Below are 4437 nucleotides of genomic sequence, written 5' to 3'. Positions count from 1 at the left end.
CCCGCATTCGGACCGAGCGCGACGAGCATGCCGCCGGCCACGCCGCAGACCAGCGCCGCCAGCGCCATCGCGATCGCGTGCGCACCGAGCAGCGCGCCGACGAAACCGGACAGGCCCGCGCCGAGTGCGCCCAGCAGCATGCGCTGCATGCGCAGGCGATACGGCCCGGGCTGATCGAGAAACATCGTGTTGAGCGCGCCGGTGGCGATGCCGAGGCCGATCGTCGTATGCCCGGTGGCGATGCCGATGCCGAGCGGCAGCACGAAGCCGACGGCGTTGCGCAGCGCGACGCTGAACGGCACGTCGCGCGGCTTTATTTCGATCAGGGTGCGGAACATGGCGGACGAAGAACCTGTCCTCAAAGTGTAGCGAGCGAAGAGCCGATCTTAACTAGAATCGGGCGCGTCGCCGGAGCGCAGGAACCGGAGTGTACAGTCGAGTACATGAGGATTCCGAGCACCGCCGGCGCGCAAATTGTCGAGCGCAGTAGCTTTGAGGGTAGGTTCTAAGGCCGCAGGCGCGTCAGTCCGGCAGCCGGCACGATCTCGTTCCACGGGAACAGCGGGCCCGGGTCCTGGCGTCGGCGCAGCATGATCTTCGGATCGTCGCTCGAGGGCTCGAGGCGCGTATCGAGATCCTCGTGGCCGGCGACGTAGCGCAGGCTCGGAATGTCGTGCTTGAGCTTGCGCAGCAGCAACAGCAGCGACTGGATCTGTTCCTTCGTGTAGGCCACGGTGAACGCCTGGTGGCGGCTGTCGCCCCAGTAGGGATAGCGGCCGAGGTTGAACATCTCGATGCCGATCGAGCGCGTGTTCCAATCCTTGGTGTGGTTGGCCACGCGGTCGTTGGCGACGAAGCGGTATACCGCACCGGCTTCGGTGATGTAGTAGTGGCCGCTGTGGCCGGTGCCCTTCTGCGGATAATGCACGCGCTCGCCGAACTCGCGGGTCATCGCCATGTCCGGCAGCTCGGTGCAGTGGATGACGACGAGATCGATTGCCGACAACTCGCGATGGTTGAGCTTGGCCTCGTAGGGCAGAGGCCAATCGTGGACGATGAGGTCGGGGGGCGGTGCGGATGTCGGCATGCATGCAGTCTCGCATGCGCGGAGGCGGCCTGTCAGCATGCGATAATCCGCGGATGAAACCGTTCCTGATACTGTCGCACGGCCTGGAAAGCGGGCCCGAGGCGACCAAAGTGAGCGCGCTCGCCAAGGCCGCCGAGGCGCTCGGCTTGCGCAGCGTGCGCCCCGACTATCGCGATCTCGATGCGCGCCGCGACGTCGGCGACATCGACGCGCGCATCGCGCGCCTTCAATCGCATGCGCCAGCCGATGCACCGGTCGTGCTTGCCGGGTCGAGCATGGGTGCGTTCACCTCGGCGCTGGCCTCGACAGGGTTGAATTGCATCGGTCTGTTCCTGATCGCGCTGCCGGTGGCGATTCCCGGATACGCGCGTCCGTTCGCCGCGGCGGCCGTGCCGACCACGCTCGTGCACGGCTGGGGTGACGAGGTTTGTCCGGTCGACGCAGCACTCGCGTTTGCGCGCGCGCGCGGCGATGCGATCACGCTGTTGAACGACGATCATCGCCTCGGCAGCCACGTCGATTTCATCGCGGCGCAGTTCCACCTGTTTCTGGAGCAGTTCGCTTGAACGCCGCGGATACCGGCACGCGAAAGTTTTTCGCGACCTGCCCTAAGGGGCTGGAATACCTGCTCGTCGACGAGCTGAAGGTGCTCGGCGCCGCCGAGGTGCACGAGGCGCTGGCCGGCGTGCATTTCAGCGGCGGACTCGATGCGGGCTATCGCGCCTGCCTGTGGTCGCGCCTCGCGAGCCGCGTGCTGATGCCGATTGCCGAGTTCGCTGCCGCAGACGGCGATGCCTTGTACCGCGGCGCACTCGAGGTGGATTGGAGCGCGCATCTCGGTGCCGACGCGACGTTCGCGGTCGACGCAGTCGGCAGCACGCAGGGCGTCACGCATACGCAGTTCGCGGCGCTGCGCGTGAAAGATGCGATCGTCGATCAGTTCCGCGAGCGCGACGGCGAGCGCCCCAGCGTCGATACCGAAGAACCGTCGGTGCGCGTCAATCTCGTGTTGCGCAAAGGCCAGGCGATCCTCAGCATCGACTTGGCCGGCGCACCGCTGCACCAGCGCGGCTACCGGCTCGGCAAAGGCCTGGCGCCGCTCAAGGAGAATCTCGCCGCGGGTATGCTGCTGCGCGCGGGCTGGCCGGCCGTGTATGCAGCCGGCGGCGGCCTGGTCGATCCGATGTGCGGCTCGGGCACGCTGCTGGTCGAAGCCGCGTTGATGGCTGCGGACATCGCGCCGGGGCTGCGTCGCGACTATTTCGGTTTTCTCGGCTGGCGCGGGCACGACGCGGCATTGTGGAAGACGCTTTGCGACGAAGCGCAGGCACGCGCACTCGCCGGCGCGCAGGCGTTGCGTCCGGTGTTCGTCGGCTTCGATCGCGACGCGAACGTGCTGCGCGAGGCCGTGCACAACGCGCAATACGCGCAGATGTCGGGCTTCATCCACCTCGGCAAGCAGTCGCTGGAACATTTGCACCGGCCGCAGGAGTTGTCGGCGCCGGGACTGGTGATCTGCAATCCGCCATATGGCGAACGAATGGGGTCGGACGCGGCCCTCGTCGATCTGTATCGCCTGCTTGGTACGAAGCTGAAATCCGAATTCCCCGGCTGGCGTGCGAGCGTGATCACATCGGATGAAAACCTGGCGCGCGCGATCGGCTTGCGCGCGGAGAAGAAATACCAGCTCTACAACGGCGCGCTCGAATGCGTGTTCCTCAACTTCGAGATCGCCGCCGCCGATGCACCCAAGCCCGAGCCTAAACCGCTCTCGGCCGGTGCACAGATGGTCAAGAACCGCATCGAGAAGAATTACCGGCATCTGCGCAAGATCGCTGCGCGCGAAGGCGTCGAGTGCTGGCGCGTCTACGACGCCGACCTGCCCGAATATGCGGCGGCGATCGATATCTATCGCGAACATCCGCGCAGCGGCGGCGCACCAATCGACTGGCTGCACGTGCAGGAATACGCCGCGCCGGCAAGCGTCGACGAGACCCTCGCGCGCACGCGCCTGCGCGAGCTCGTGCGCGCGGCGAGTGAGGCCTTAGACGTGCCGCGCGAGCGCGTCGCGCTCAAACAGCGTCGGCGCGGCAAGGGCGGCGAGAAGTACGGCAACCTCGACCAGCGCGACGAGTTCATCGAAGTGGGCGAGGGCGGCCTGCGCTTCCTCGTCAACCTGTGGGACTATCTCGACACGGGCCTGTTCCTCGATCATCGCCCGCTGCGCGCGCGCGTGCGCGAGTTGGCCAAGGGCAAGCGCTTCCTCAACCTGTTCTGCTACACCGGCAGCGTCAGTGTCTACGCCGCGGCCGGCAGCGCGGCCGAGACGACCAGCGTCGATCTGTCGCAGACCTATCTGGAATGGGCGACGCGCAATCTTGCGGTCAACGGCTTCGGCAATACGCGGCACAAGCTCGTGCGCGCCGATGCGGCCGGGTATCTCGCGCAGCATTCGGCAATGTACGACCTGATCTTCGTCGATCCGCCGACGTTCTCGAATTCCAAAAGTGCTGCCGACTTCGACGTGCAGCGCGATCACGTGGGCCTGCTGCAGCTCTGCGGCGAACGCTTGTTGCCGGGCGGCGTGATCCTGTTTTCGAACAACTACCGCCGCTTCAAGCTCGACGAAGCCGCGCGTTCCGGCTTCGAGATTCGCGACATCAGTGTGGCCACGATTCCGTTCGATTTCGAGCGCAATCCGCGCATCCACCAGGCCTGGGAATTGAAGAAGAAATAAACCCGTTCAGCTTCGCGCGACAGCTTCCGGGACGAGGCTGAACGGAGCGGGCCAAGGCCCGCACTTTTCACAATCGATTCAGCCGAAAAACCGCAGCATGCACCTGCGATCAAACCGATCGCTTTTTTGCAATCCTCGGAGCAACTATGAACATCAGCAAGCGTGGTTTTCGTGCGATGGCTTTCGGCCTTGTCGCCGTGGCCGGGCTCGCATTCGCGTCGGTCGCGTCCGCGCGCGACCACTTCAGCCTCGGCATCAGCGTGCCGGGCTTGAGCATCGGTGTCGGCAACCATCACACCTACGTCGGTGTCGGCGGCGGCTATTATGGCGGCGGTTACGGTTATTACGAGCCGGCCTACTATGCCCCGACTTATTACGCGCCGGCGCCGGTGTACTACGACAGTTATCCGGCCTACTACGGTCCTTCGGTCGTGTACAGCTCGGGTTACTACTATCGCGGTCGTGGCTATGACCGTGGTTACCGGCACGGTTACTACGAAGGTCGCGGCTATTACGACCGTCGCGGTGGCGGCTACGATCACCACGGCGGCGGTTACTACCACCGCTGAGCGCTTACCCGGCGCCTCCTCCCCCAGTTGAGCGCCGGTACAAT

At 65.4% G+C, this 4437-nt stretch carries 4 protein-coding genes and 1 pseudogene; 3 read left to right on the top strand and 2 right to left on the bottom strand.

Annotated features, from left to right (window positions below; genetic code table 11):
* Both VF497_RS16640 and VF497_RS16635 read right to left on the bottom strand, forming a co-directional pair.
* Positions 1 to 338, bottom strand: a pseudogene (locus VF497_RS16640) (hypothetical protein); the annotation flags it as partial.
* Positions 339 to 505: 167 nt separating this feature from the next.
* Positions 506 to 1087, bottom strand: a complete 582-nt coding sequence (locus tag VF497_RS16635) for an N-acetylmuramoyl-L-alanine amidase (RefSeq protein WP_330890788.1) — start codon at positions 1085 to 1087, stop codon at positions 506 to 508.
* A gap of 53 nt (positions 1088 to 1140) precedes the next feature.
* Between VF497_RS16635 and VF497_RS16630 the strand changes: the two genes are divergently transcribed.
* The 3 genes from VF497_RS16630 (at position 1141) to VF497_RS16620 (ending at position 4393) form a co-directional block, all read left to right on the top strand.
* Positions 1141 to 1653: an alpha/beta hydrolase gene (locus tag VF497_RS16630; protein WP_330890786.1), complete on the top strand. Its 513-nt coding sequence runs from the start codon at positions 1141 to 1143 to the stop codon at positions 1651 to 1653.
* Positions 1650 to 3824: a bifunctional 23S rRNA (guanine(2069)-N(7))-methyltransferase RlmK/23S rRNA (guanine(2445)-N(2))-methyltransferase RlmL gene (gene rlmKL / locus VF497_RS16625; protein ID WP_330890784.1), complete on the top strand. Its 2175-nt coding sequence runs from the start codon at positions 1650 to 1652 to the stop codon at positions 3822 to 3824. The genes VF497_RS16630 and rlmKL overlap by 4 nt, the downstream gene beginning before the upstream one ends.
* 146 nt (positions 3825 to 3970) lie before the next feature.
* Complete coding sequence (locus VF497_RS16620) at positions 3971 to 4393, top strand: hypothetical protein (RefSeq protein ID WP_330890782.1); 423 nt, start codon at positions 3971 to 3973, stop codon at positions 4391 to 4393.
* Positions 4394 to 4437: the final 44 nt, after the last annotated feature.

The sequence above is a fragment of the Rudaea sp. genome (assembly GCF_036383415.1).
Taxonomy (GTDB): Bacteria; Pseudomonadota; Gammaproteobacteria; order Xanthomonadales; family Rhodanobacteraceae; genus Rudaea.
Note: the sequence above shows the minus strand (reverse complement) of the source record. Positions and strands in the feature narration are given on the sequence as shown.